Below are 25158 nucleotides of genomic sequence, written 5' to 3'. Positions count from 1 at the left end.
GATCCATGACTGCAAATTCGATCGTCAGCATTTCCGCCCTCAACAAATGGTACGGCGAATTCCACGTCCTGCGCGACATCAACCTCTCCGTCGGAAAGGGTGAGCGCATCGTGATCTGCGGGCCCTCGGGCTCGGGCAAGTCGACCTTGATCCGCTGCATCAACGCGCTGGAGGAATTCCAGGAGGGCGAGATCAATGTCGACGGCATCGATCTGGGTCCGAATCTCAAGCGGGTGGACGAAGTCCGCCGTGAGGTCGGCATGGTGTTCCAGAGCTTCAACCTGTTTCCGCATCTGACGGTGCTGGAGAACTGCACCTTGGCTCCGATCTGGGTGCGCAACATCCCGCAGAAGGAAGCCGAGGCGACTGCGATGAAGTTCCTGGAGCGGGTCAAGATCCCGCATCAGGCGCAGAAATATCCGGGCCAGATGTCGGGCGGTCAGCAGCAGCGCGTTGCCATCGCGCGCGCGCTGGCGATGAACCCGAAGGTCATGCTGTTCGACGAGCCGACCTCAGCGCTCGATCCCGAGATGGTGAAGGAGGTGCTCGACACCATGGTCGATCTCGCCAAGGAGGGCATGACCATGCTGGTCGTGACCCACGAGATGGGCTTTGCACGCGAGGTCGCCAACCGCGTCGTGTTCATGGACGCCGGCCAGATCATCGAATCGAACACGCCGCAGGAATTCTTCGCCAACCCGCAGCATGCGCGCAGCAAGCTGTTCCTGAGCCAGATCCTGCGGCATTGATGAGGAAGCGAATCGGGACTTGCGAATAGCGAATAGGGCGAGAAATTCTACTCGCTACTCGCCCTCAAACGAAAGGCGGCTTGATCCCGCTGCGCCGCTCCAGCCAGGCCGGCACCGGCAGGTTCTTCGAACGCATGAACTCCGGATTGTACAGCTTCGACTGATAGCGCGCACCGGAGTCGCACAGGATGGTCACGATGGTGTGGCCGGGGCCGAGCTTCCTGGCGAGTTGCACCGCGCCAGCGACGTTGACGCCGGTCGAGCCGCCCAGGCACAGGCCTTCATGCTGCACGAGGTCGTAGATGGTGTTGACGGCGTCCTCGTCGGACACCAGGAACGCGTCGTCGACCTTGGCGGTCTCGATCACGGGCGTCACACGACCGATGCCGATGCCTTCGGTGATGGAATCGCCGGGCGTCGATTTGACGACCCCGTTCTTGAACCATTCGTACATCGCGAAGCCGTGCGGGTCGGCACAGGCGGTGACAATGTCCTTGTTCCTGTCCTTCAAATAGCGGCTCGTGCCGGCGATCGTGCCGCCGGTGCCGACCGCGCAGATGAAGCCGTCGACCTTGCCGTCGGTCTGCTCCCAGATCTCGGGTCCCGTGGACTCATAATGCGCCTTGGCGTTGTCGAGGTTGTTCCACTGGTCGGCGAACAGCACGCCGTTGGGCTCGGTCTTGCGCAGTTCGTCGGCGAGCCTGCGGCCGACATGCTGATAGTTGTTGGGATTGCTGAACGGCAACGCCGGCACCTCGACCAGCTCCGCGCCGCACAGCCGCAGCATGTCCTTCTTTTCCTGGCTCTGCGTCTCCGGAATCACGATCAGTGTGCGATAGCCACGCGCGCTGGCGACCACGGCCAGACCGATGCCGGTGTTGCCGGCAGTGGCCTCCACCACGAGGCCGCCGGGCTTGAGATCGCCACGCCTCTCGGCCTCCAGGATCATCCACTTGCCGGCGCGGTCCTTGACCGACTGGCCCGGGTTCATGAACTCGGCCTTGCCGAGAATGGTGCAGCCCGTCGCCTCCGAGGCGCGCTTGAGCTTGATCAGCGGTGTGTTGCCGATCGCCGCGACGACGTCGTTATGAATGGTCATTTTGCAGATACCGTAGGAGTTTCCTCGAGCACACTTAAGAGGACCCTAGCCTGATATCCAGGGGAGCGTAAGCCGGCTGGATCAGCCCCCCGATTTCGCAAAGACGACCTGGCGAACATCGATATTCCCGGAGAGGAAACCTGCTTCGCAGTAGGACAGATAATATTCCCAGAGCCGCCTGAAGCGCTCGTCGAATCCGGCGGGCGTGAGGTCCGGCCAAGCCTCTCGGAAGTTATTTCGCCAGATCGCAAGCGTCCTGGCATAATCTTCCCCGAAGATCCGCTCGCGGATGACGGGTATGCCAAAGCGGTCGCCGAGCGACTTCAGAATCTGCGGTGTCGGCAACATGCCGCCGGGAAAGACATAGCGCTGGATGAAGTCGACCTCGCGGCGGTAGTGCTGGAACAGGCTGTCCTGGATGGTGATTGCCTGGACACCGGCCAGTCCGCCCGGCAGCAGGCGGTCTCGCAGTTGCGAGAAATATTTCGGCCAGAACTGTTCGCCGACCGCCTCGATCATCTCGATCGAGGCGATGCGATCGTAGTGGTCACGCTCGTCCCGGTAATCCTGCAGGCGGATTTCGACTTTCTCGGCGAGCCCGGCATCCTGGATGCGGCGCTGCGCGAAGTCGCGCTGCTGTTGACTGATCGTCAACCCAACGACCTTGGCGCCGAACGTCTTGGCGGCATATTCGGCAAAGCCGCCCCAGCCGCAGCCGATCTCGAGCAGCTTCTGCCCGGGCTTGAGATCGATCGCCTCGGCCAGCCGCTTGTACTTGTTGGTCTGCGCGGCAGTGAGGTCGGTGGTGTGCTCCTCGAACAAGGCCGAGGAATAGGTCATGCTCGGATCCAGCCATGCCGAGTAGAACGAATTCCCGATGTCGTAATGGGCATAGATGTTGCGCTTCGCCTGACGCTTGGTGTTGCGGTTGAACCAGTGCCGGACCAGCTGGGCAAACCGGATCAGCGGCTTGTCTTCCAGCATCGACTGCAGCAGGTGCTGGTTGACGCAGAACAGATAGAGAAACTGCGTCAGGTCCGGCGTATCCCAGTCGCCGTTCAGATAGGCCTCGGCGATGCCGATGTCGCCGCCATTGAGAAGACGCGATGCGAAGCCGTAATTGGCCAGGATCATTGCGGCGGCCGGCCCGGGCTCAACGCCGCCGAGCCGGATCACCCGCCCGTCCGGCAGGGTCACGTCGAGCGTGCCTTTTCGCAACCGCGAGCCGAAGCCGAGGGCAAGGCGGGGCAGGCGGGGAAGATCGGCAAGCACCTTGTCGATGGTATCAGGGGTGACTGGGATGACGTCCGGCATGGCAGGTCCACTCACGCAAACAGCTCCAGCCCACGTCCCCGTCGGCTGGCCGGTGCGGCACCTGTGCGGGCAGGGATCACGGACGCAGAGCGAGCCGGCCGTTTCCGGTCAGCGTCGTGACATATAAGCGTGGCTGCCGTTCCCCGCCAAGCCGGTATTGGTTCCAGGGCTTGCACTGATTTCGCCACGCGGGACGAGGCGGACGCCTTTGGCCCACAGCCGCAGTGCCTCCCAATGGATCGCGGCGAAGATTTTGACAGTCACCAGCGGGAGCGAGACGAAGGCTGCGAGCAGGGAGCCAGACGTCAGCCCGCGACGGCGGCCAGAGAAGGTTGCAGCGAGCAGGGGCCCGTCGGAGCCAGTTTCCAGAATCCGCAACTTGACCTTGTCGCCCGGCGGCATGACCCGGAAATGGTAGCGCATCGCCATGTCGATGAACGGCGAGACGTAGAAGGTCTTGTCCTGCGTCTGGCGCAGCCCTGCCGCGGACAGCTCATTGGATCTGACCGGCAGCACATAGGGCTTGATCTCGCCGAAGGTGTTGCGGACCTCGTAGATCATCAGCGCCAGGGTGCCGTCGCTGCGATAGCAGAAATAGACCGACAGCGGATTGAACACGTAGCCGAGCAGCCGCGGATAGCACAGCAACAGCACGCGTCCGCCGCCGAGATCGATCCCCTGATTCGCCGCGCAGGTCTGCGCATAGGCCAGCAGCGACGAGCCGTCGCGCGGACCGTGGTCGGCCTCGTGGAAGCTGTAGAGCGCTCGCCGATTGACCCCGAACAGCGAGGCCTGCCGGTCCGCCTGGTCGAGCCGGCCGAGATCGATCAGCAGGCTCATCACGCGATACCGGAAGCGGTGCGTGGTCGGCCGCATGCGGGCATGCATGACCTCTCCGACATAGAGCGCGGCCGCTTCCGTTCGGTCATCCTGTCCCGAGTGATCCATGTCCATATCGCGCCTATTCCGCAGCCTCGGCGAGCTCGGTGGGAAACCCGCGCCATGGCACGCTCGCGCCGAGCGCCTCCGCCACGGCGAGACCCGAGCGCAGCCCGTCCTCATGGAAGCCGTAGCCGGTCCAGGCCCCGCAGAACCAAGTATGGCGCTGCCCCTGAATCGCTGCCAGACGCTTCTGCGCCGCAAAGGCGGCAGCCGTATATTGTGGGTGCTCACAGATATATTTGCCAAAGGTCAGCTCCGGGGCCGGAGCGAAGGGTGGGTTGAGGCTGACGAACAGCGGCTTGGCGTCGTCGATGTCCTGCAGGTTGTTCATCCAATAGGTGACGGCGACGTCGTTCATGGGAACGCCCTCACGCTGCCAGCGCAGGAAATTCCACGAGGCCCAGGCGCGGCGGCGCCTCGGCATCAGCCTGCTGTCACGGTGCAGATAGATCGTGTTGGGCGAATATTTGATCGCACCGAGGATGCCGCGCTCCCGCTCGTCCGCGTCGGTGAGCATCGACAAGGCCTGGTCGCTGTGTGCGGCAATCACCACGTGATCATAGGTGTCCCGACGCCCGCTGCTGTCTTGAACGACGACGCCGTGGGCGGTGCGTTCGATGCTGGTCACGGCGCTGCCGAGCCTGATCTGGTTGCGGAAGCTCGACGTCAGCTTCTCCACATAGCGGCGGCTGCCGCCCTTGACGGTGCGCCAGACCGGACGGTCATATTGCAGCAACCTGTGATTGCTGAAGAACGCGACGAAGTTCTCGGCCGGGAAGTCCAGCATCTCGGACGCCGGGGCTGACCAGATCGCGGCCCCCATTGGCGCCAGATAGTCGGTGAGCAGTCGCGGGGCGAAATGGTTGCGCCGGAAATAATCACCGAGCGTAAGGCCATGCAGGCGGCCGGCCTTGAAGTCGGCTGTACTCTGCTCGTTGAAGGTCAGGATGTCCCTGAGCATCCAGAGATAGGATGTCGACAGCAGGTTGCTCGGCTGCGCGAACAGCCCCTTGGCGGTGTCGAGCCAGGTGTTTCCGCCACCTTTCCATTCGAAGCGGCCGGCATCCGCGGTGACGGCAAAGCTCATGCTGCTGTCGACCGTCTCGACCCCCAGATGGTCGAACAAGGCGGTGAGCTCAGGATAGTTCAGCTCGTTGTAGACGATGAAGCCGATGTCGACCGAGACCGGAGCGCCGTCATAGTCGATCGTCACGGTATGGCTGTGGCCGCCCGGACGGAGATCACGCTCGTAGACGGTGATCGGATAACGTTTCGCCAGGGACCAGGCCGCGGCGTTACCCGCAATACCCGTTCCGACCACCGCAACTCGCATGAATGCCCCCTGAAGTTCACGTGCAAGTTACGGAGTCCCAGCCAAAGGGTTTCACGGGCGCGCTCGCCGCGTCACACCCCGGCCAAAACGGCATTCGACAGATGAAATCTTGGTAAGGCGGCAGCCGGGGGCCCGTGGCTCTGCCTTCACGAAACTCCGCTGATTTACGGGAGATTCGTCGATTCGGTGGACTTTATCGGCACCATCGCTGCTGGGGCGACGGGGGGGCTGCAGGGCTGTCCGCCGCCGTGGGCTGCGGCTAGAATGATTCCCAAGACTACAGGGAAGCATCACGCCAGTGTCCATCGTGCCGATCGCCGTCGACGAGCCTTGCCGCGCGTCCGCTGACCCGCGGATCGTCGCCGGGATGCGGGAGCGCCGTGTGCCGGCTACCCTGCGGCGATTTGTCCACTGGCTGGCGGCGATCGGATTGGCGGCGAACTCGGCCGGCTGCCTGCTGACCCAGGATATTCCCGATCCGGCCCTCGACTTGCCCCAGCGCTACAAGGCGGCGTCCGGTTCCGATATGGCGGCGCCGCCGCCGCTGGATTGGTGGCGCGGCTTCGGATCACGCGAGCTAACCCAGCTGATGGAGGAGGCGCAGAGCGTCAACCTCGACATTGCCGCTGCTGTGGCAAGGTTCCGGCAGGCCGATGCGCTGGCGCGGCAGGCCGGCGCGGCGCTGCTGCCAAGCCTGTCGAGCACGGGGCAGGAGACCTATTCGCGCACGTCCGGGTCGAGCTCCAGCGGGCTCACCAATGGCGGCCGCGAGGTCGTCAATTACCAAGCCTCGCTCTCTGCGAGCTACCAGCTCGACTTCTTCGGCCAGAATCGCGACGCGCTGCAGGCGGCCGAGGAAACCGCGGTAGCCAACCGCTTCGACCGCGACGTCACGCAGTTGACGACGCTCGCCACCGTCGCCAATGCCTATTTCCAGGTGCTGGCCGCGCAGGATCGGATTCGGACGGCTGAGCGCAACATCGCCAGCGCCACGCGTGTGCTCGATGCCATCCGCGAGCGGCAGAAGGCTGGCACCGGCAATGATCTCGACGTCGCGCAGCAGGAGAGCGTGCTCGCCAATCAGAAGGCGGCGGTGCCGCCGCTGCGCCAGACGCTCGATCAGAACGTCAATGCCCTGGCCGTGCTGGTCGCGCGATCGCCCGAAGGCATTCGGGTCATTGGCGGCTCGCTCGATCAGATCAGGACTCCGCGGGTCACGCCTGGTCTGCCGTCGGAGATCCTGACGCAGCGTCCGGACATCCGCCGGCAGGAGGCCCAATTGGCATCGGCAACGGCCAATGTCGGCAGCGCGCGGGCGCAGTTCTTTCCGAGCATCCAGCTCACGGGCAACGGCGGCTACCAGAGCGCGGCACTGGTGTCGCTGTTTCAGCCGCATGCGGCGTTCTTCAGCCTCGCCGGCAGCCTGACCCAGCCGATCTTCGACGGCGGCCGGATTCTGGGCAACTTCGAGAACGCCAAGGCGCGGCAGGATGAACTGCTGCAGACCTACCGCAAGACCGTGATCCAGGCCTTCACCGACGTCGACAATGCGCTGTTCTCGATCAAGCAGACCACGATCCGACTGCAATTGCAGCGCCAGGTCGTCGCCGCCTCGCGGCGTGCGTTCGAATTGTCAGAGCAGCAGTTGCGCGCGGGAACTGCCGACATCGTGACCGTCTTGAATACGCAATTGACGCTGTTCCAGGCCGAGGACGCGCTATCGCAGGCGCAACTGGCGCGCCTGCAGGCGTTTGTGAGCCTCTACCAGGCGCTCGGCGGCGGCTGGGAGCCGCGCATGGAGAAGTCGGCCGATGCTCTTTAAACCGGACGAGAAGGGAGCAGCGGCAGTGAAGCGCGCGCGGTCCAGCGTGGCACGGCGACTGGTGTCGATCGCGATCACGCTGCTGATCCTCGGCGGCCTCGGCTATATCGGCTGGTCGGCGATGCAGCAGAAGCAGCAGGCCAATAACCGCTTCGCGCGGCCCGACCTTCCCGTTCCGGTCCTGGCTGCCTCGCCTGCCATCAAGGACGTGCCGGTCTATCTCGACGGCGTCGGCGCGGTGCGCGCGCTGAACACGGTCACGGTGCGCTCGCAGGTCGACGGCAAGCTGATCGCGGTCAATTTCGTCGAAGGGCAGGACGTCAAGAAGGGCGACGTGCTCGCGGAGATCGATCCGGCGATCTATCAGGCGCAGTACGATCAGGCCGTTGCCAAGAAGGCGCAGGACGAGGCGCAACTCGCCAACCAGAAGCTCGACCTCGCCCGCTACGAGCAGCTCGCCGCCAGCAATGCCGGCTCCAAGCAGCAGGCCGACACGCAGCGCGCGGTGGTGGCGCAGCAGCAGGCGCTGATCAAGGCGGATCAGGCCGCGATCGACAATGCGGCGACGACCTTGAGCTACACCAAGATCGTGGCGCCGCTCTCCGGCCGCGCCGGCCTGCGCCAGGTCGACCAGGGCAACATCGTTCATGCCTCTGACGCGACCGGCCTCGTCGTCATCACGCAGCTGCAGCCGATTGCGGTTCAGTTCAGCCTGCCCCAGCAGCAGATCATGCGCGTCAATGCGGCCGCCGCCAAGGGACCGCTCGCCGTCGACGTGTTCGGCAATGACGGCGTCACCGTCATTGACACCGGCACGTTGCGGGGCATCGACAACCAGGTCGATCAGACGACGGGCACGCTGAAGCTGAAAGCAGAATTCCCCAACGGCAGATTTCAGCTCTGGCCGGGACAGTTCGTCAATGTCCGCCTCAAGGTCGAGACCCTGTCGCAGGCGATCACGGTGCCGACGTCGGCCGTGCAGCGCGGGCCGGCAGGTACGTTCAGCTACGTGATCGGCGAGGGCGACATCGTCTCTGCGCATCCGGTGGCGGTCGTGCAGCAGAATGAGAGCGAGGCCGTGATCGCGAGCGGCTTGAGCCCCTCGGACCGTGTGGTGACGACAGGCTTTGCCAACCTCGCCGAGGGCGTCAAAGTGGTGGTCGGGCGCGCCGAGCAGACGCCGCAGGCCGATCTGGCGCCACGCAAACGCGGCCGCAATCCGCAAGCAAAGGATCAAGGCAAGGACCAGGCCAAGGAGGGCGGAGCTCCGCCTGACGGCGCGCCGAAGGACGGCGAGCTGCGTCGCAGGCCTCAGGCCGCGGGCCAGACCGATGCCGGTGCAGCGCCCCAGGGAGGGAGTGAAGCAGGTCGCGGCGCGAAGGCGCAGCCATGACGCGACCGCAAGAGTGACGAGCAGTCGCGATGAGCGTCTCCGAACCCTTCATCCGCCGTCCTATCGCGACCTCGCTGCTCGGCGTCGCGCTGCTGATCGGCGGGCTGCTCGGCTATCTCGCGCTGCCGGTCTCGGCGCTGCCGCAGGTCGACTTCCCGACCGTCCAGGTGACGACGCAACTGCCGGGCGCCAGCCCCGATGTGATCGCCTCGCTGATCACGGCGCCGCTGGAGCGCCAGCTTGGCCAGATCCCGTCGCTCTCGGCGATGAACTCGACGAGCTCGTTCGGCGTCAGCCAGATCTCGCTGCAGTTCGATCTCGGACGCGACATCGATGGCGCCACGCAGGACGTCCAGGCGGCGATCAATGCCGCCGCCGGCGTCTTGCCGAAGTCGCTGCCCTATCCGCCGACCTACGCCAAGGTCAATCCGGCCGACGCACCGGTCATGACGCTCGCGCTGACCTCGGACACGATCTCTTTGCGCGCGATGAGCGACATGGCCGACACGATCCTGGCGCAGCGGCTGAGCCAGGTCTCCGGCGTCGGCCGCGTCTCGGTGCTCGGCGGACTCAAGCCCGCGGTGCGCGTGCAGGCCGACCTGGCGCGGCTCGCCGCCTATGGCATCTCGATGGAGGACCTGCGCGCCGCCATCGCAGGCGCCAACGTCTCCGGTCCCAAGGGATCGCTCGACGGTGCCCAGCAGGCCTATCTGATCACGGCCAACGACCAGATCGGAGCCGCCGACGCCTACAAGCCGATCATCATCGCCTACCGCAACGGCTCGCCGGTCACGATCGGCGATGTCGCAACGATTATCGATGGTCTGGAGAACGATCGGACCGGCGGCTGGTACCAGGGTGTCCCTGCGGTCATCCTCGACATCCAGCGCCAGCCGGGTGCCAACGTCATCGAGGTCGTCAAGCAGATTCGTGCCGAGATCCCGAAGCTGCAGCGCACGCTTCCCGCCGGCGTGAAGCTCGCCATCGTCAGCGATCGCACCGTGACCATCCGCGCCTCGGTGCACGACGTGCAGTTCACGCTGGTGCTCAGCGTGGTGCTGGTGACGCTGGTTGTGCTGCTGTTTCTGCGCTCGCTGCGCGCCACGATCATCGCCGGCGTCGCGCTGCCGCTGTCGCTGATCACGAGCTTCGGCGTGATGTACTTCGCCGGTTTCAGTCTCGACAATCTCTCGCTGATGGCACTCACCATCGGCACCGGCTTCGTCGTCGACGACGCCATTGTGATGATCGAGAACATCGTGCGCCACATGGAAAATGGCGAGAGCGCGATGAACGCTTCGCTGCGCGGCGCGCGCGAGATCGGCTTCACCGTGATCTCGCTGACCGTGTCGCTGATCGCGGTGTTCATTCCGCTGCTGTTCATGTCCGGGCTTGTCGGTCGCATGTTCCGCGAGTTCGCGTTGACCTTGACGATCGCAGTCGTGACGTCGGCGGTGGTCTCGCTGACCCTGACGCCGATGATGTGCTCGCGGCTGTTGAAGCATGCCAGCGAGGAATGGGTGCTGCCGGGGCTGAACGCCATCAGCCGCTTCATCGACCGCACGGTGGCGGTCTATCACCGCAGCCTGCTCTGGGTGCTCGACCGCCAGACCGAGACGCTCGTCGTGACCTTCGCGACCTTGGCGGCGACCTTGGCGCTCTACGTCGTCGCGCCCAAGGGCTTCCTGCCGCTGCAGGATACCGGCTCGATCACGGCGGTGACCGAAGCCGGCCCTGACGTGTCGTTCGCCGAAATGAAGAAGCGCCAGGCGGACGTCGCCGCCGCGATCCAGGCTGACCCCGACGTCGTCGGCGTCGTCTCGGTGATCGGCGCCGGATCGGTCAACCCGACCACCAATGTCGGCCGTCTCGTCATGACCTTGAAGCCACTCGGCGAGCGGCAGGACGGCGTCGCCGAGGTGATCGACCGGCTGAAGCAGAAAACCTCGGGCGTGCCCGGCATGACCGTGTACTTCCAGCCGGTCCAGGACGTGCAGATCTCGACCCAGGCGAGCCGCTCGCAGTACCAGTACACGCTGACCGGTGCCGATGCCGCCGAGGTGTCGAAATGGGCGAGGCAGCTTGTCGGAGAAATGCGCCGCGACCCTCTATTCCGCGACGTCTCCTCCGAAGCCCAGGAGGGCGGCCTGCGCGCGGAGCTGACCATCGACCGCCAGCGCGCCGGCCAGCTCGGCGTCAGCCTGCAGGGCGTCACCGACACGCTCAATGACGCCTTCGCGCAGCGGCAGATCTCGACGATCTACGGCCAGGCCAACCAGTACCGCGTGGTGCTGGAAGCGCTGCCGATGTATCAGCGCGACCCGTCGGTCCTGTCGAAGCTCTATCTGCCCGGCGCCGGCGGCCAGGTGCCGCTCTCGGCGGTGGCAAGCCTCAAGCGCACCACGGCGCCGCTGGCGATCTCGCATCAGGCGCAGTTTCCGGCGGTGTCGCTGAGCTTCAACCTCGCGCCCGGCGCGGCGCTCAGCGAGGCGGTCGACGCGCTTCATGCGACCGAGAACCGCATCGGCATGCCCGGCAGCATCATCGGCGTCTATTCGGGCGATGCCGCCGAGTTCGCCAAGTCGCTGGCCGGCCAACCCTGGCTGCTGCTCGCGGCCGTGATTACGATCTACATCGTGCTCGGCGTGCTCTATGAGAGCTACATCCATCCGATCACGATCCTGTCGACGTTGCCGTCGGCCGGCGTCGGCGCCATCCTGGCCCTGATGCTGTTCGGCCAGGATCTCTCGGTCATCGGCCTGATCGGCATCATCCTCTTGATGGGCATCGTCAAGAAGAACGCGATCATGATGATCGACTTCGCGCTCGAGGCGGAGCGTCACGAGAACCGCACCCCCTACGACGCCATCGTGCAGGCGTGTCTCCTGCGCTTCCGCCCGATCATGATGACGACCCTGGCCGCTCTGTTCGGCGCGCTCCCGCTGGCGATCGAGAGCGGCACCGGCTCGGAGCTGCGCTTTCCGCTCGGCATCTCCATCATCGGCGGCCTGCTGCTCAGCCAATTGCTGACGTTGTACACGACGCCGGTCATCTATCTCGCGCTCGACCGCATCAATCGTCGCTTCAAGCGCGCGCTGCCGCCGGCGCCGGACCTGCCGTCGCCGCCGATCGCAGGTGCGACCGAAGGCATCCAGTGATGGCCTCGATCTCCGAGCCGTTCATTCGCCGGCCGGTCGGCACCACGCTGCTCTCGATCGGCCTGTTCCTGGTCGGGATCGTCGCCTATATCTTCCTTCCCGTCGCACCGGTGCCGAACGTCGACTTCCCCGCGATCTTCGTCAGCGCGTCGCGCCCGGGTGCGGACCCGTCCGTCATGGCGGGGACGGTCGCGGCGCCGCTGGAGCGGCGACTCGGCGAGATTGCGGGCGTCAACCAGATCACCTCGACGAGCTCGCTCGGCACCACCAACATCCAGATCCAATTCTCGATCGGCCGCGACATCGACAAGGCCGCGCGCGACGTGCAGGCAGCCATCAATGCCTCGCTGTCGGACCTTCCGAGCGACCTTCCGGCGCTGCCGCGGTTCCGCAAGGCGAACACGGCCGCGGCTCCCGTATTCGTTCTGGCGCTGACCTCGAAGACGATGACGACGAGCGCTATGTACGACGTCGCCGACACCGTGCTGGCGCAGCGGCTGTTCCAGGTGCCCGGCGTCGGTAACGTCACTGTCAGCGGCGCCGATCAACCCGCCGTGCGCATCGCGCTCAATCCGGTCTCGCTCGCCAATGCCGGCATTTCGACCGACGATGTCCGGACGGCGATCATCAATGCCAATCCGATCGGGCCTGTCGGCATCTTCGAGGGCGGCCGCCAGAGCGAGACCATCGCCATCAACCGGCAGATGCGCAGCGCGGCCGAATTCCGCGACATCCTGATCAAGAGCAGCAATGGCAGCTTCGTGCGGCTGTCGGATGTCGCCGACGTCGAGGATTCCGTACGCAACGTGCGTTCGATCGCCTGGTTCAACAAGCAGCCAGCGGTGCTGATCCAGATCGCCAAGCAGGGCGATGCCAACGTGATCGAGACGGTCGACCGTGTGAAGGCGCTGATCCCGGAGCTCAAGCAATGGCTGCCGGCGGGCATCGAGATCTCCACTCTGGTCGACCGCACCGGGACCATTCGCGCCTCGGTCGACGACATGCAGTGGACCTTGCTCGCGACCGCCGTGCTGGTGATGGTCGTCGTATTCCTGTTCCTTCGCCGCTTGGTGCCGACGGTCGCGGCCGGCGTCTCGGTGCCGCTGGCGCTCGCCGGTACCTGCGCGGCGATGTGGCTCGCAGGCTTCTCGATCGACAATCTGTCACTGATGGCGCTCGCGATCTCCGTCGGCTTCGTCGTCGACGACGCCATCGTCATGATCGAGAACATGTACCGCAATCTCGAGCATGGCCTGTCGCCGATGCGCGCCGCGCTCGATGGCGCCCGCCAGATCGGCTTTACCGTGTTGTCGATCAGCCTTTCCTTGATTGCAGCTTTCGTGCCGTTGATCTTCATGGACGGCGTCGTCGGCCGTCTCCTGCGAGAGTTCTCGCTGACGCTGACCTTCGCAATCGTCGTGTCGACGTTGGTGTCGCTGACGGTGACGCCGATGATCTGCGCGCATTACATCAAGGAGACGCTGTCCGATCGTGCCACCTGGTTCGACCGTATCGTCGAAGGCGCGCTGTCCGGCATGGTCCGCTTCTATGCCTGGACGCTGCGCGGCGTGCTGGTTTATCCGTTTCTCACCCTGATCGTGTTTTTCGCCACCATCGCGCTCACGGTGACGCTCTACATCAAGGTGCCCAAGGGCTATTTCCCGACCGACGATTCCGGCTTCGTCATCGGTGCGACGCGCGCCTCGGCCGACATTTCGTTCCAGTCCATGCTGGGCCTGCAGCAGCGGCTCGCCGACATCGTGATGGCCGATCCCGCCGTGGCCGGGATCGGCTCGACGATCGGGGGCGGCGGCGGGCCCGGTGGCGCGACGTCCAACCGCGGCACCATGTTCATCAATCTCAAGCCCCCGGCGGAGCGCGAGGGCGTCTCCACTGAGCTCGTGATCAACCGCCTCAGGCGGAGCCTCGCGACGGTCCCCGGCATTCGGCTCTTCATGTTCGCCGCGCAGGACGTGCGCACCGGCGGCCGTCAGAGCGATTCCGACTACCAGTACACGTTGAGCAGCCCCGATCTCGACCTTCTGCAGAAATGGGCGCCGATCGTCGCCAAGCGCCTGGAGACGGTCGACGGCATCACCGACATTTCCAGCGACCGCGATCCCGGTGGCCTGCAGCTCGCGCTGCGGATCGACCGACAAAAGGCGGCGAGCCTCGGCGTCCGCGTCCAGGATATCGACAACGCGCTCAACAACGCCTTCGCGCAACGCCAGATCTCGATCGTCTACAGCCAGCGCAACCAGTACATGGTCGTGCTGGAGATCGACCCGAAATTCCAGACCGATCCCTCCCATCTCGACCGCATCTATGTGGCCGGGGCAGGGGACGCGCAGGTGCCGTTGTCGGCGCTGGTCAAGGCCGAGCGCGGCCTGTCACCGCTGGCGGTGTATCACTCGCAATCGTTCCCTTCGACCACCGTGTCGTTCAACCTGCTGCCGGACGTGCCCTTGCAGACCGCGACCGCCAACATCCAGCGCGCCGTCGACGAGCTGCACATGCCGGAGGGCATCCGCGGCAGCTTCGACGGCAATGCCGGGGACTTCAACAAGAGCAGCGGCCGCCAGCCGCTCTTGATCCTGTTCGCCCTGGCCGCGATGTATATCGTGCTCGGCGTGCTCTATGAGAGCCTGGCGCATCCGCTGACCATCATTTCGACCCTGCCGTCGGCCGGGCTCGGCGCGCTGCTCGCTTTGCAGGTCACCAACACACCGCTGACAGTGATCGCCTTCGTCGGCATCATCCTGTTGATCGGCATCGTCAAGAAGAACGGCATCATGCTGGTCGATTTCGCGCTCGAGGCCGAGCGCCAGCGCGGCATGTCCTCGGCCGATGCGATCTTCGAGGCCTGCCGGGTGCGCTTTCGCCCGATCCTGATGACGACCCTCGCCGCGCTGTTCGCCGGCCTGCCGCTGGTGATCGCGACCGGTCCGGGTACCGAGCTGCGCCGCCCGCTCGGCATCACCATCATCGGTGGGCTGCTGGTATCGCAGATCCTAACCCTCTACACCACGCCGGTGATCTACCTGCTGATCGACCGGCTGCGCCGCCGCTCTACGCCGGAGCCGCTGGCGGCCCCGGCCGAATGAGGCGTTGGGGCGGTGTCCTGCGGCGCGTCGTGTTAGTCTCATTAGGTTTCGGATCATTGAGCGAGACAGTCATGCACGATGCAACCCATGCAATGAAGATCCTACATGAAGTCGTGACTGTGATAGACTGTTGCTTCGGCTCAGATCCGGCGTTGTTAGTTGAAGCCTCGAACAAAGCGTAAGTAGCTATGGCCAACTGCCGCTCTACCTGACGAACGGCATTCAAGAGGGGCTCTCATGATTCGCTTCTTATCCGAGCATGAACGAGAAGAACGAAATCGAAACTGGCAATGTTTCGACACCTTATTGATGTGGACCAAGGCAATTCCGGCGCAATATTGCATGAATCTGCGCAGGACGAGTGGATGACCTGGAATACGAAATATAGCGAAAGGGGTTTGTCAGCAACAGAGAGGACGTCGCGTCAAGACAAGGTGAGATCTGCGTTTCACGTGATGACTATAGCTCGACACGACATGCTATCGGCTGGAGCGCAGTTCTTCGTTACGAGAAATTGGGCCGTCCTGAGAAAACTTGTCGATGAGAGGATATTTTCGACGATCGATGCATTTCAAAGCGACGTGGCGATTCTCAGAAACATGCATCAGCATCAGATCGAGTACTTCAAGGGCAAGGGACAGAAGCCGGACCAGTGGCGATTTATGGGCGAAGCGTGGATTGCGGATGCCGTTTCTACGGTTGACGGACTATGGGGAGGGCGCCTGGACGCTCAGAAATTTTCCGAGGAAGCGGACAAACTACTACCAGCGCTTGTTCCGTTAGATCCGTTGATGATCGACCGCCAGAAAATGTTCGCCCGAATTGAGATACGTGGGCTCAAGTATAGCGAATTCGGTCGGAAGATAACTGAAGAAGACATTGACACTGTCGCCCAAAAGGTTGGGCTTTCGAGCGAAATAGTCAAGGAGGAAGCTGCCGAGGTTGAAGCAGAGAATAAACCTCTACCAGTTGCTTCGGGCTGATGTATCGGCAGGCCGCCCCCGGCCGAATGAGGCGTTGTCGCAGGTCGCGGCTGCGCGTATAGCCGCCGCATGCCAGAACCACACGACCATCCGCCGCTCGCCACCGAGGCGCCGCCCGATTGCCCGCGTTGCCAGAAACCGCCGCCGCTGTGCATCTGCGACAGCGTCACACCGCTGGAGAGCCGGCTGGGGCTCCTGATCCTGCAGCATCCGCAGGAGCAGGATCGCGCGCTCGGCACCGCGCGGCTCGCCGCCCTGCATTTCAAGAACGCGGTGGTCAAGGTCGGGCTATCCTGGCCGAGCCTCGCCAAGGCACTGGGACGGCCGGTCGCCGATCCCGCGCGCTGGGCCATTCTCTATCTCGGCTCGGCGAAGGCGGCCGAGCTCGATCCCGAGAGCGAGGTGGTCGCGGTGACCCGCAAGGGTGAGGTCGCCGACAACCAGCGCGCCATCCTCAAGTCGATCGAGGGCGTGATCCTGCTCGACGGCACCTGGAGCCAGGCCAAAGCGCTGTGGTGGCGCAATCCGTGGATGCTGAAATGCCAGCGCGTGATCCTCGGGCCGCGGCAGCCGTCGCGCTACGGCCGGCTGCGCCGCGAACCGCGCCGCGACGGGCTGTCGACCATCGAGGCTACCGGGATGCTGATGGCCGCGCTGGAACGGCGGCCGGAGATTGCCACGGCCCTCGACGCGAGCTTCGAGCGCATGCTGGCGCGGTATCGGGAGGTGGAAAAAGCGCAGCCGGAGCTCACGCCCCGCCCAAAGGCCCGCAAGCCGGATTGGCGCAACCGTAAACGGCGGGTTTAGGAACCGGAGGTACGCTTCTTGCATTGCAGCATGGAACGAGGATGAGAGCCATGCAGGAAGCAGAAAAGTCCAATGTGGTGCAGTTCCGGGACTACGCGCCCCGGCTGGCCGGCAGGTCCGGCTCGGATCGGACGGGCGTCTCGGCCGGTGAACGAGGGGCAATTCTGACTTGGCCGCGCGCGCAGGTCAGCTATCCCGGCGGCATCGACGATCTGCCCATCTAGCGCCGGTTCGCGGCCCCAGTGGGTAGTCCAACCGCTTGATTTTGATTGAGTGGAGGCCACGACCAGAATTGAACTGGTGTAAACGGTTTTGCAGACCGCTGCGTAACCACTCCGCCACGTGGCCCCAACGCGGTGGATCGATACAGGAGATCAACGGGTTGGGCAACCGCCCTGTTTCGTTCTGTGCACCTGTTCTGAAACTCTTGGCCCGCGTCAGTTCTGAAACTACTGATGCCGTTCTGTTCCTCCCGACCCTTTCTCAAAGTTCCGGATAAGTCTGCTCCCGTAGCCTCTCCAGGTTGCTTTTCGTGCGGACCGCACCTAGCTTCGCGGGGTTGGTAGCCGTTTCTTGTTCGACGACCTCCTAAGACGCTGATTTGTTGCCGAGCGCGACGCGCGGGAGCGCGCCAGACGCAAAGCTCCAGATGCCAGAAGATCGGTCTGTGACCATCGGAAGGCGCCGCAAATCAACGGAGGGGCCAATGCCTGCGGTGCATAAGAGACAGAGCCAGGCTAAGGACCTTAATGAGGGAGGCCGGCGAGGCCGGGGACGGGGCGCCAACGCTCTGTGTTCGTGGTTTGTTCTCGCTTCGGGGCTTGCCGCGAACGTCGCCTTCGGACTAGGAGTTGATGTCCGGGTGGCGATTCATACGTTGCCGAGCGCGACGCGCGGGAGCGCGCCAGACGCAAAGCTCCAGATGCCAGAAGATCGGTCTGTGACCATCGGAAGGCGCCAGTTCGAACAGGCTTAGGTGCACCCCGTTGCTCGACCCTACGCCTGGGAGAACTGTTCAGACGATCTTCCCGAAGCCGGCGAAGATCCTTTCGAGATCGAACCTGTTGTTCGCCTGGAAGGCTTCGCGTGATGCTACTTCCAACCCCGGTCGGCCCGGCGTGGATGGTGTTACCGCCGAGCGGTTTGGAGCTCGAATACAGGAACAGCTCTCAGAGTTGTCGTCTGAGCTTCGGAGCGGATCTTACCGCCCTCGTCGCCTGCGTCCCGTATTTATTCCAAAACCGAACTCCACGACGGAACGACTGATATGCATTCCGGCCGTGCGCGATCGGGTCGTCCAAAAAGCCATCGTTTCTTACTTGGTCAACACCGAGAAGTTCCCTATCGAGAACGAATTCTCGTTTGGGTTTATCAGAGGACGGGGCACGGTACACGCTGTACAAAGAGCTCTAGAACTGAGGCACAGATATTCCTGGTGTTTAAAGACCGATATAGAAGCGTTTTTTGATCGCATTCCGCGATCAGACGCGAAACTGCGAGTGAGTAAATCACTTAGAAGCAGCAGCCTAGTTCCGTTGATTCATCAATTCATAGATTGCGAAATCGCGTCCAACAGAAATACAGACTCAAAGCTCCTCAGGCAGGGCATAATTAGGGGCCGAGGATTACGTCAGGGCATGCCTCTGTCGCCGATCCTTGCGAACTTAGTTCTTTCAGAGTTCGATGCGGCATTCCGGAGGGAGCGTATCGAGATGGTTCGATATGCTGATGATTTGTTAGTCTTCTTCAATTCGAAAAGGGATGCTCGGTCCGGTTTCGAATTTGTTAGGACGCAGCTCGGTCGTCAGGGACTAACAATTCCCGAGTTAGGCGACGATAACTCAAAGACCCAAATCGTCGCTGCTGAACAGCCTGTGTACTTTTTGGGACTTGAGCTGGCTTACTCTGGCTCGAATGGCGGTTATGTACGGAAGGTAGGGCGGAAGGTTATCGCAAAGCTGCAGCAACGATTAGAGAGTGACTTCAATTTCGATGCTCTTCGCAAGAAGAAGGTCAATTTTCAAAAAGCAACGGTCGAACTATCCCAAAGGATCACATCATATCTAGTTGCGTACCGTGGTACGGCCGATTTTCCAGTTCTTGACACCGAGCTTCGCTGCACTGCCAGGAAAGTTTTAGAGGGCATCTACGAAGACGTTTTTGGAGTTGGCGCTCTAGACAACGTGAGCCCCGAGGGCAGAGAGTTCTTGGGGTTGGGCAGTCTACTCTTGCCGACAACCCCTATTGATTCTTCAGCAAGCTGACTAGAAATCCTCCTCGAGACCAAGCTGTCCCTCAGGCTCTGGCGTTATCCGAAGAGCGGTGCGCATGCCGCTTTCGCGTCGCCGCCAGCGCGCGCTTTTCTGTCCGCTTCGCATACCCCTCGTACGCCTTCGACTTGTGAGCCGAGAGCGCGCGGCCTTGGCCGTCCGTGAGCTCGGCCTCCTCGAGCTCGGTCATGCCGCCGTGCCGGCAGGCATCGAGCGTAAAGGTCGGGGGCAGGCCCAGCCGCTCGCGCAGCGCCCGCACCAGGCGGGCCATGCTCATGTTGTCCCATTTGCGCGGGCCGCTCGGCGCCGGGCGGTCGCGCATGACGATGCCGAGGCCGAGGCGCGGCACCTTTGCGAGCACTGCCTCGGCCTCCTCGTAGAACAGCGTGCGGCCGTCGGCCGTGGTCTCCTCGAGCGGATGCAGGACCATCTCGCCGGTCTTGTGGTGCTCGATGCGGATCTGCGTCGGCGCGCGCGGGCCTCGGTAGTCGTTCCAGGTCACGTAGCCCGCCAGAACGTTCTCCGGCCGCTGCAGCCACTCGAAGCAGATCACCGCGGCGGCCGCCGCATCGGGATGTCCGGCGTCCAGCGCACCCCAGGCGAAGGTGTAGACCTCCTCGCGGGTCGCGGCCGGCTTCGTCGCCTTGCGGCGACGGGTCATCGCGACGCCTTCCCAGGGATTCCAGACGCCGTCGCGGAATAGGCCGGGGTGCAGCCGGTGCACGACCTTCCAGGCGTGGCGCGCGACCGCGACCGCCTTCTCGGCCGTGCGCGGGCGTGCGGCCTTGCCGGCGCGGACCGGCGTGTCGCGGATCCGGGCATAGAGCTTGTCGGCGCCATCGGGCGTGATCGTCGTGATCAGGCGGTCGCCGATGCGGGTGCCGCTCCTGCCGCGGATATCGCACAGCAGATGGATGGTGCGCTCATGGTCCGGCGCGGTGCGCGGGGATACGCGCTCACGCCAGTCGTTCGACGCCTTGTAGGTCTCGAACAGCCAATCGACGGTGCCGGTCGCGGCTTTCGGTCCGCTGACGACGGGGGATCCGGCGACAGGCAAGAAGGTGTGGTCGCACAATTTCCCGAAATCCCAGCTGTTCGGGTCGGTGACCGCGACGGCGGGCGATCTCGTTCTGGTCGGCGGCACCAACGACCGGATGTTCCGGGCGTTCCATGCCAAGACCGGCGAGCTGCTGTGGGAGCAGAAGACGAACTCGGGCATCATGGGCATGCCCGTCGCCTATGAGGTGGATGGCACGCAGTACATCGCCGTGCAGTCCGGCTGGGGCGTCGATGCGCAGCGCATCCAGGATGCGCTCTCGAAAGGCAACATCGGTCTGGAGGACAACGTCCCGCAAGGCGGCGTCGTCTGGGTATTCGCAGTCAAGAAGTAGCGCCGGTGATCTGAAGGGCGGCGGCCTCGGCCGTCGCCATCGCAGAAAATGAAGACCGCGGCGGCGTTCCGGCAACGGCGTGCCGATCCCTTGGCTTGCATGACGACAGAAGATCGCGCGTCAGCAGGCCGCGAACCAGCCGTCCGGAAACGGGATCAGCGGCCAGGCGCCCTGGTTGTCGTTGGCCGCCGTGGGGAAATGCAGAATTGAGAACAAGCGGGCCATGGAATCGGTCTCGGTCTCGGGCGCAATAGCGGTTCTCACAACGTCCATCAACAACTCGTATTCGGCTTCGCTCATCTCGCCCTCGCACAAACTGCGAGCCACGATGGCAAAATTCCACTTTGTTCAAATTGAGCGGATCGTTCAAATTCTAACGATCGGGCACGACGGCCCAATCGGTTAGCGGTGCCTTCGTTCCAAAAGATACCGCGGTCCGCGTTGTTCCAATGTGAACGGGCTCACATCCCAAGGCTTCGCGTCGTCCGTGACCCGTCTGCCCGCGCGGCAGGTGATGCCGTGCAGCGATCACGATCCGGCCCGTAGCCGACCGGGAGCAAGAGATCCACAACGCCTGCCCCGAGTCGCAGGCTGCCTCGCTGGCAAAGGCCGAAGAGACGACCCGCTCCAAACGTCCGGCTCGACGCAAGCGGCAGAATCGCTGGCGGTCAAACCGCGACGGCGAGAGGTTCGGTGTCCTGCGCCAGAATGTCGCGCATCAGCTGCGACAGGTCTTTCGGCTTGAACGGCTTCGCCAAACGATGAAGGCCGACCACTCTGGGCGAGGGGCCGAGCAAATCAGGCGTCCCGCGTCCTGATTCCAGCACCATGCCCGACATCATCACGATGGGCATCATGGGCCGGGCCGCCCGTGCAGCCCGGATGACGTCGTTGCCGTCCATGTCGGCCAAGTTGAGATCGATCAGAGCCGCGGCGAAATCATCGCGGGACAGGGCATCCATGGCCAGCCGACCGTCGGTGACGGCAGTGACCGTGTAGCCCTCGCGAACCAGAAGGTGCTGGATGACACAGCAAACGCCGACTTCGTCATCAACGACCAGGATGTTCATTATGAGCCCTTCCTGACAGACGTGGATGAGGAGCGACGTGCCGCGCCTCGCTCAGAAGTCGTTGGCGCACCTCGATCGCACGATCGACCGCTTCGAGCAGATCGAGGATGTCGAACGGCTTCTGCAATGCTGCCGTCGCTCCGAGCTTGATTGCCATACCGAGGAAGTCTGGAGCACCCAGTTTCTTGTCGGTGAACGCGTAACCGGAGATCGCGATGAACGGGACCGTGGGATCGAGCTTGATGAGCTCGCGAATGGTTGCGATGCCGTCCATGCCCGGCATGAACATGTCGATCACGACGGCATCGAAGGACACGCTGCCGATCAATCGAATGCCGGTCGGACCGTCCGGCGCGAGAAACACGCAGAACCGCTTCTTCTTCAATAATGTTTCCAGCGCAGCGCGCGTGGCACAATCATCGTCAATAATGAGGACAGTAGGCATGGGCCACCTCAGTATCAGCAGGACTGAAGGACGCTCACGCTACAAGGACAATAGGCTGAGGCTCGAAAATGGCAAAGTAGTTAACACTGAATTCGTTATCGCGATTCTGCAACCAGCGGTTTTACGGAACTTCCCTGTCCGGGCCGCAGGCCGGCCTTCTGTTGTGCATCATGCGATGAAGATGGAACTATGATTTCCGGGGGTGATGGCTCCGGTTGTTTGAAGAATCTCAGTCCGGCTTGAGCAGGGCGACCGTGACCAGCCCCACTGCGATCAGCGCTGCGCAGCAGAGCCGTCGCGGCGTTGCACGCTCCTTCAGGAACAGCACGCCGATCAGCGTCGCAAACAGGACGCTGCATTCGCGAAACGCGACCACATTCGCGATCGGATTGCGGCTCAAGGCCCAAAGAAATACCACGAATGACGTCAGCCCCAGGGTGCCTGCGATCAGCACCGGAAGCCAGGCGTCTCGGATCTCCACCACCAGAGCAGGTCCTCGCAGCATCATCGCGACGAGAAAGAACACGACACTGTCGAGCACGATCATCCAGACCGTGAACGAAGCCCAGCCGTCGGTCTGCCGGGTGCCTGCCGCATCGACGACCGAATAGCCGGCGACCAGTGCGGCGGCGCAGACGGCGGCCCAGAACGCGCGGCGGTCGATCGGACCGTGGATTCGGTCGCGCGCCAGGCCGGTGATGCCGAGGACGATGACGGCAATTCCGATCAACTGCCCGCTCCGTGGCAGTTGCTGCAGACCCAGCGAGGCAAATAGCGTTGCGAACAGCGGAACGATGCCACGCGCGATCGGGTAGGCGCGTCCAAGCTCGGCCGAACGGTAGGCCATTGCGAGGCTCGCCTTGTAGCCCGCGTGCAAGACCAGCGAGGCCACGATGAGCGGCCAGGTCGCGAGTGCCGGAACGGGAACGAGAAACAGGAAGGGCAGGATCAAGGCGCTGCTTACCAGACCCATGCCAGCCAGGAGGGAGAGGCCGCTGCCGGTCTTGACGATGGCATGCCAGCTCGCGTGAAGCAGACCGGCCATCAGCATGAGAATTGCGGCGACAGGATCCAACGACTCGAGTCCGGTTCAGCTTTCGGGCCGCCAGCTCGCGGCAGCGAAGTAGGGGGTGGGGTCGTGCTGGAGCGCCTGCCGCGAGATGATCCGGCTCGATGGCGACACCGGGAGCTGGTCCCATTCCCCACGATCGACGAATCGAAGGCTCGCGATCTCCTCGCCATCGGGCGCAAGCGCGCCGCCTTCGATGACGGCCTCGAAGGCGATCACCGTGTAGTAGGTCAGATCACCGTTGGGATAGCGGATGAGGAACTCCGGGCCCCCGAACACCCCGAGCAGGCGAATCGGCCGGACCACGAGCCCGGTCTCCTCGAAGCATTCGCGGGTGGCCGCGTCGGCCGGGTGCTCATTCGGATCGATGGCGCCGCCGGGCAACGTCCAGAGGCCCGTCTCCGCGTCGCGCCCGAGCAGAATGCGGCCCTGGTTGTCGAACACGGAGATGGAAACCGCTGTGGTCGCCAAAAGATCATGGCCGATCTTGCTGCGGACGGCTCTCAGATGATCGGAAATCGGCATCGCTGGTCGTCACTTGCAAGAGATGCGCCCCGCTTGCCCGACGCTCCATGCGCGGTCAAGGCAAGACAGCGAAGATCGGCGCACGTTCGCGGCCAATCGGCGGATGTCCCGCGTCACAAGAAAGAGGGATTGGGAGGATATATAGAACCATTCGGCATGGCCAGAATGGCTCCCCGGGCTGGATTCGAACCAGCGACCATTCGATTAACAGTCGAATGCTCTACCGCTGAGCTACCGAGGAACAGGCGAAGCAATGTTCGCGAATGCGGCTGCGTATAACAAAGCCGTTTCGCCTTGCATAGAACGAAATCGCATCTTTGCGACGATTGCGGGCTCAGGAATAAAATACCGAAATTTCAGATGGTTAGATTGATTTTGAACACTTGCTGGGCAGCGGTCGCCCACAGTTCGATGACAGGAAATTCACTTGGAGGGGAGCAAACCGGCCCCGATAGTTTGCTGGAACCGGCCAGTGCCCGCGGTCATGGAGTGTCGTAGATGCCAAACACCGTCGTCCCATTCGCTGAAGCAGTCTCCGCGCCCTCGTTGATTCCCGACCAGGTCGAGCGTCTCAGCGATGACGAATGTCTCACGCGGTTGGCCGACATGATGACGCGCGGTGATTCCGAACATATTGACGAGATCGTGCAGTTGCTCGGGCGACTGGCCGTGGTGATCGAGTAGCCGGCGGTCGGCGCACTCACAGGCGGCGTCCCAGCGGCTCCGTTGAAACCCGCATGTTGCCTTTTCCAGGGCCTTGTACCAAAAGATTGCGCAGATCGTCCGCGGTCCATCCGCTTTGCTTGCAGGTCTGCTCATGTCTTCATTCGCGACGGCGCGCCAGAAAATGGTCGATGGTCAGGTCCGGACCAACGACGTCACCGATCACCGCGTGCTGGATGCGTTGTTGACCGTGCCGCGGGAAGCCTACGTTCCCGCAGATCGGCAGGCGTTGGCCTATCTCGACTTGGATCTCGACGTCTCCGAAACCGCTTCGACCAAGCGGTATCTGATCAAGCCGATGCTGACGGGAAAACTGCTGCAGGCTGCCGAGATCAAGCCGACCGACAGCGTGCTGGTGGTTGGATGTGCGACGGGCTATCTCGCCGCGCTGGCGGCCCGACTGGCGGGCAGCGTGACGGCGACCGAAGTCGATTCTGCCATCGAAGGTCGCGCCAAGCAGCTGCTTGCCGCCGTCGATGGCTGCCCGGTTACGATTCGAGTCGCGCCGGCCGCGGAGGGGGATCCGGCGGACGGCCGCTTCGACGTGATTCTCCTCAATGGAGCGACCGAGGTCGCTGTGGACGGTCTGTGCCGTCAATTGAAGGAGGGCGGCCGCCTGGTCGGCGTCTTCGCCACCGCGCGTCCCGCCCGCGCCATGATCTTTACGCGATCGCATGGTGATATCGGCAGCAGGGTTCTGTTCGATGCTGCGGCGCCGGTCATTTCCGGTCTCGAACGGGTCCCCGAGTTCGTTTTTTAAGTCGTCCGACGAGGTCCTTAGCGACTCCCCTGAACTCCCGGGCCGCCCGTCGCGCAGCACGGTTTGGTGCGTCGTCTTCGCGGCCGCGGGCGGGCAAAATTCTGTTTTAAATCAGAAGTGTGGCCTGGATGCTGCACGTTGACAGTTTTCGATACGGGTTCCAGGCTTGGGTGGTTCCGTTGCGCTTGCATGGGGAATAAG

General features: G+C 63.4%; 21 protein-coding genes, 2 tRNA genes and 1 pseudogene. 12 read left to right on the top strand and 12 right to left on the bottom strand.

What is annotated here, in order from left to right:
• The first annotated feature begins 5 nt into the window (after positions 1 to 5).
• Complete coding sequence (locus QW887_RS04325) at positions 6 to 749, top strand: amino acid ABC transporter ATP-binding protein (RefSeq protein ID WP_315711850.1); 744 nt, start codon at positions 6 to 8, stop codon at positions 747 to 749.
• 64 nt (positions 750 to 813) lie between these two features.
• Here the strand turns inward: QW887_RS04325 and QW887_RS04320 are convergent, their stop codons facing one another.
• From QW887_RS04320 to QW887_RS04305, 4 genes are all read right to left on the bottom strand, one after another.
• A complete protein-coding gene (locus tag QW887_RS04320; RefSeq protein WP_315711852.1) occupies positions 814 to 1848 on the bottom strand; it encodes a cysteine synthase A in 1035 nt (344 codons plus the stop codon).
• A gap of 81 nt (positions 1849 to 1929) precedes the next feature.
• Entirely contained in the window at positions 1930 to 3162 is a 1233-nt protein-coding gene (locus tag QW887_RS04315; protein ID WP_316194232.1) for a cyclopropane-fatty-acyl-phospholipid synthase family protein, read from the bottom strand.
• A 108-nt stretch (positions 3163 to 3270) separates the two neighbouring features.
• Positions 3271 to 4116, bottom strand: coding sequence for a DUF1365 domain-containing protein (locus tag QW887_RS04310; RefSeq protein ID WP_316194196.1), 846 nt, complete (start codon positions 4114 to 4116; stop codon positions 3271 to 3273).
• Positions 4117 to 4123: 7 nt separating this feature from the next.
• Positions 4124 to 5437 carry an NAD(P)/FAD-dependent oxidoreductase gene (locus QW887_RS04305; RefSeq protein ID WP_315827580.1) on the bottom strand — a complete coding sequence of 438 codons (1314 nt, stop codon included), beginning with the start codon at positions 5435 to 5437 and terminating at the stop codon, positions 4124 to 4126.
• A 367-nt stretch (positions 5438 to 5804) separates the two neighbouring features.
• On the opposite strand from QW887_RS04305, the gene QW887_RS04300 reads away from it, so the two are divergent.
• The 7 genes from QW887_RS04300 to QW887_RS04270 all read left to right on the top strand — a co-directional run bounded on the left by QW887_RS04300 (position 5805) and on the right by QW887_RS04270 (position 16928).
• Positions 5805 to 7259 (top strand): efflux transporter outer membrane subunit, encoded by a 1455-nt coding sequence (locus tag QW887_RS04300; protein WP_315712618.1) that lies wholly within the window; start codon positions 5805 to 5807, stop codon positions 7257 to 7259.
• Complete coding sequence (locus QW887_RS04295) at positions 7249 to 8652, top strand: efflux RND transporter periplasmic adaptor subunit (protein ID WP_316170210.1); 1404 nt, start codon at positions 7249 to 7251, stop codon at positions 8650 to 8652. The genes QW887_RS04300 and QW887_RS04295 overlap by 11 nt, the downstream gene beginning before the upstream one ends.
• A gap of 29 nt (positions 8653 to 8681) precedes the next feature.
• Positions 8682 to 11810 carry an efflux RND transporter permease subunit gene (locus QW887_RS04290; protein WP_316165429.1) on the top strand — a complete coding sequence of 1043 codons (3129 nt, stop codon included), beginning with the start codon at positions 8682 to 8684 and terminating at the stop codon, positions 11808 to 11810.
• A complete protein-coding gene (locus QW887_RS04285; RefSeq protein ID WP_316165430.1) occupies positions 11810 to 14914 on the top strand; it encodes an efflux RND transporter permease subunit in 3105 nt (1034 codons plus the stop codon). Before QW887_RS04290 ends, QW887_RS04285 begins: the two co-directional genes overlap by 1 nt.
• A gap of 290 nt (positions 14915 to 15204) precedes the next feature.
• Positions 15205 to 15897: a hypothetical protein gene (locus QW887_RS04280; protein ID WP_316194195.1), complete on the top strand. Its 693-nt coding sequence runs from the start codon at positions 15205 to 15207 to the stop codon at positions 15895 to 15897.
• 69 nt (positions 15898 to 15966) lie between these two features.
• Positions 15967 to 16704, top strand: coding sequence for a tRNA-uridine aminocarboxypropyltransferase (locus QW887_RS04275; RefSeq protein ID WP_316165432.1), 738 nt, complete (start codon positions 15967 to 15969; stop codon positions 16702 to 16704).
• A gap of 50 nt (positions 16705 to 16754) precedes the next feature.
• Positions 16755 to 16928, top strand: a complete 174-nt coding sequence (locus QW887_RS04270) for a hypothetical protein (protein WP_315797447.1) — start codon at positions 16755 to 16757, stop codon at positions 16926 to 16928.
• A gap of 50 nt (positions 16929 to 16978) precedes the next feature.
• Here QW887_RS04270 and QW887_RS04265 read toward each other — a convergent pair.
• Positions 16979 to 17052, bottom strand: a tRNA-Cys gene (locus tag QW887_RS04265).
• A 770-nt stretch (positions 17053 to 17822) separates the two neighbouring features.
• On the opposite strand from QW887_RS04265, the gene QW887_RS04260 reads away from it, so the two are divergent.
• Positions 17823 to 18968, top strand: a complete 1146-nt coding sequence (locus tag QW887_RS04260; protein WP_316188442.1) for a reverse transcriptase domain-containing protein — start codon at positions 17823 to 17825, stop codon at positions 18966 to 18968.
• Positions 18969 to 18999: 31 nt separating this feature from the next.
• Here QW887_RS04260 and QW887_RS04255 read toward each other — a convergent pair whose 3' ends face one another.
• On the bottom strand, positions 19000 to 20031 hold the full coding sequence (locus QW887_RS04255) for a hypothetical protein (protein WP_316175382.1): 1032 nt from the start codon (positions 20029 to 20031) through the stop codon (positions 19000 to 19002).
• Here QW887_RS04255 and QW887_RS04250 point away from each other — a divergent pair.
• Positions 19994 to 20365, top strand: a pseudogene (locus QW887_RS04250) (PQQ-binding-like beta-propeller repeat protein); the annotation flags it as partial. The gene QW887_RS04255 and the pseudogene QW887_RS04250 overlap by 38 nt on opposite strands.
• 120 nt (positions 20366 to 20485) lie before the next feature.
• Here the strand turns inward: QW887_RS04250 and QW887_RS04245 are convergent.
• From QW887_RS04245 to QW887_RS04220, 6 genes are all read right to left on the bottom strand, one after another.
• Positions 20486 to 20665, bottom strand: coding sequence for a hypothetical protein (locus tag QW887_RS04245; protein WP_315711867.1), 180 nt, complete (start codon positions 20663 to 20665; stop codon positions 20486 to 20488).
• Between the two features lie 368 nt (positions 20666 to 21033).
• On the bottom strand, positions 21034 to 21438 hold the full coding sequence (locus tag QW887_RS04240; RefSeq protein ID WP_316168020.1) for a response regulator: 405 nt from the start codon (positions 21436 to 21438) through the stop codon (positions 21034 to 21036).
• Entirely contained in the window at positions 21416 to 21880 is a 465-nt protein-coding gene (locus QW887_RS04235; RefSeq protein ID WP_316168014.1) for a response regulator, read from the bottom strand. The genes QW887_RS04240 and QW887_RS04235 overlap by 23 nt, the downstream gene beginning before the upstream one ends.
• Before the next feature lie 229 nt (positions 21881 to 22109).
• Positions 22110 to 22955 carry an EamA family transporter gene (locus tag QW887_RS04230; RefSeq protein ID WP_316168013.1) on the bottom strand — a complete coding sequence of 282 codons (846 nt, stop codon included), beginning with the start codon at positions 22953 to 22955 and terminating at the stop codon, positions 22110 to 22112.
• A 15-nt stretch (positions 22956 to 22970) separates the two neighbouring features.
• Positions 22971 to 23474, bottom strand: a complete 504-nt coding sequence (locus tag QW887_RS04225; RefSeq protein ID WP_315751108.1) for an NUDIX domain-containing protein — start codon at positions 23472 to 23474, stop codon at positions 22971 to 22973.
• Between the two features lie 166 nt (positions 23475 to 23640).
• Positions 23641 to 23715 (bottom strand) — tRNA-Asn (locus QW887_RS04220).
• A gap of 257 nt (positions 23716 to 23972) precedes the next feature.
• Here QW887_RS04220 and QW887_RS04215 point away from each other — a divergent pair.
• On the top strand, positions 23973 to 24158 hold the full coding sequence (locus tag QW887_RS04215; protein WP_316168012.1) for a hypothetical protein: 186 nt from the start codon (positions 23973 to 23975) through the stop codon (positions 24156 to 24158).
• A gap of 133 nt (positions 24159 to 24291) precedes the next feature.
• Positions 24292 to 24957, top strand: a complete 666-nt coding sequence (locus QW887_RS04210; RefSeq protein ID WP_316168011.1) for a protein-L-isoaspartate O-methyltransferase family protein — start codon at positions 24292 to 24294, stop codon at positions 24955 to 24957.
• The last annotated feature ends 201 nt before the right edge of the window (positions 24958 to 25158 follow it).

Origin of the sequence: Bradyrhizobium sp. SZCCHNRI3052, from assembly GCF_032484895.1 — a bacterium.
Classification (GTDB): Bacteria; Pseudomonadota; Alphaproteobacteria; order Rhizobiales; family Xanthobacteraceae; genus Bradyrhizobium.
Note: the sequence above shows the minus strand (reverse complement) of the source record. Positions and strands in the feature narration are given on the sequence as shown.

Excerpts from the sequence above, each read along its gene's own strand:
- QW887_RS04235 (WP_316168014.1), bottom strand. The coding sequence starts at position 21,880 with ATGCCTACTGTCCTCATTATTGACGATGATTGTGCCACGCGCGCTGCG.
- QW887_RS04320 (WP_315711852.1), bottom strand. The coding sequence starts at position 1,848 with ATGACCATTCATAACGACGTCGTCGCGGCGATCGGCAACACACCGCTG.
- QW887_RS04280 (WP_316194195.1), top strand. The coding sequence starts at position 15,205 with ATGTTTCGACACCTTATTGATGTGGACCAAGGCAATTCCGGCGCAATA.
- QW887_RS04315 (WP_316194232.1), bottom strand. The coding sequence starts at position 3,162 with ATGCCGGACGTCATCCCAGTCACCCCTGATACCATCGACAAGGTGCTT.
- QW887_RS04325 (WP_315711850.1), top strand. The coding sequence starts at position 6 with ATGACTGCAAATTCGATCGTCAGCATTTCCGCCCTCAACAAATGGTAC.
- QW887_RS04285 (WP_316165430.1), top strand. The coding sequence starts at position 11,810 with ATGGCCTCGATCTCCGAGCCGTTCATTCGCCGGCCGGTCGGCACCACG.
- QW887_RS04245 (WP_315711867.1), bottom strand. The coding sequence starts at position 20,665 with ATGAGCGAAGCCGAATACGAGTTGTTGATGGACGTTGTGAGAACCGCT.
- QW887_RS04210 (WP_316168011.1), top strand. The coding sequence starts at position 24,292 with ATGTCTTCATTCGCGACGGCGCGCCAGAAAATGGTCGATGGTCAGGTC.
- QW887_RS04270 (WP_315797447.1), top strand. The coding sequence starts at position 16,755 with ATGCAGGAAGCAGAAAAGTCCAATGTGGTGCAGTTCCGGGACTACGCG.
- QW887_RS04275 (WP_316165432.1), top strand. The coding sequence starts at position 15,967 with ATGCCAGAACCACACGACCATCCGCCGCTCGCCACCGAGGCGCCGCCC.
- QW887_RS04295 (WP_316170210.1), top strand. The coding sequence starts at position 7,249 with ATGCTCTTTAAACCGGACGAGAAGGGAGCAGCGGCAGTGAAGCGCGCG.
- QW887_RS04290 (WP_316165429.1), top strand. The coding sequence starts at position 8,682 with ATGAGCGTCTCCGAACCCTTCATCCGCCGTCCTATCGCGACCTCGCTG.
- QW887_RS04310 (WP_316194196.1), bottom strand. The coding sequence starts at position 4,116 with ATGGACATGGATCACTCGGGACAGGATGACCGAACGGAAGCGGCCGCG.
- QW887_RS04300 (WP_315712618.1), top strand. The coding sequence starts at position 5,805 with ATGCGGGAGCGCCGTGTGCCGGCTACCCTGCGGCGATTTGTCCACTGG.
- QW887_RS04215 (WP_316168012.1), top strand. The coding sequence starts at position 23,973 with ATGCCAAACACCGTCGTCCCATTCGCTGAAGCAGTCTCCGCGCCCTCG.
- QW887_RS04225 (WP_315751108.1), bottom strand. The coding sequence starts at position 23,474 with ATGCCGATTTCCGATCATCTGAGAGCCGTCCGCAGCAAGATCGGCCAT.
- QW887_RS04305 (WP_315827580.1), bottom strand. The coding sequence starts at position 5,437 with ATGCGAGTTGCGGTGGTCGGAACGGGTATTGCGGGTAACGCCGCGGCC.